The sequence below is a fragment of the Acidovorax sp. ST3 genome (genome assembly GCF_003231145.1).
GTDB lineage: Bacteria > Pseudomonadota > Gammaproteobacteria > Burkholderiales > Burkholderiaceae_C > Acidovorax.
The window spans coordinates 1-580 of record NZ_QKVP01000092.1 but is presented as its reverse complement, the minus strand read 5'-3'; the positions used below and the strand labels follow the sequence as shown (position 1 = coordinate 580).

The window sequence follows — 580 nt, the reverse complement described above, 5'->3', positions numbered from 1 at the left end:
AGAAGATCACCATGATCTTCCCCGACTATGCTTTCGGCTACGACCATCGCGACTACCTGCCGCCCGCCCTGCAGAAAGCCGGCGCGGAGGTCGTGGCAAAGATCGCCATCCCGCCGACGGAATCCTCTTTCACCAAGTACTTCCCGCAGATACCGTCCGATACCGATGCCATCTACCACGTCATGGTCGGGCCGGCGGTGCTGACCTTCGTCAAGGAACTGGGTGACTTCTACGGTTCGACCGGGCCGAAGCTGTTCGGCTTCATCGACTCGCTGGAGGCGGTCGACATCAACAGCCCCGGCCTCGAATATCTCGATGGCAGCCATTTCTGGGAAGGTTCGCCGCGTTATGCCCAGGCCGACGACACCGACGCGCAGAAGGCCTATCGCGCCGCCGTCGGCATCGACGACAATGGTGCCTCCGCTGCCGACGCCAAGGACGTTTCCACCGCCGCCCATATGTTCGGCTGCTGGGAAACGCTTTACGTCATCAAGAAGGCGATGGAGGATGCCGGCTACAAGGGGCCGGAAGATCGTGCCAAGCTGGTCGAGGCGACCGAGGCAATGACCGAATTCGCCGA

Annotated in this window: 1 protein-coding gene; it reads left to right on the top strand. The window is 61.7% G+C overall.

Annotated features, from left to right (window positions below; translation table 11 throughout):
- Nucleotides 1-11: 11 nt before the first annotated feature.
- The coding region (locus DNK89_RS23725) for an ABC transporter substrate-binding protein (protein ID WP_238990924.1) at nt 12-580 on the top strand (569 nt) is incomplete at its 3' end.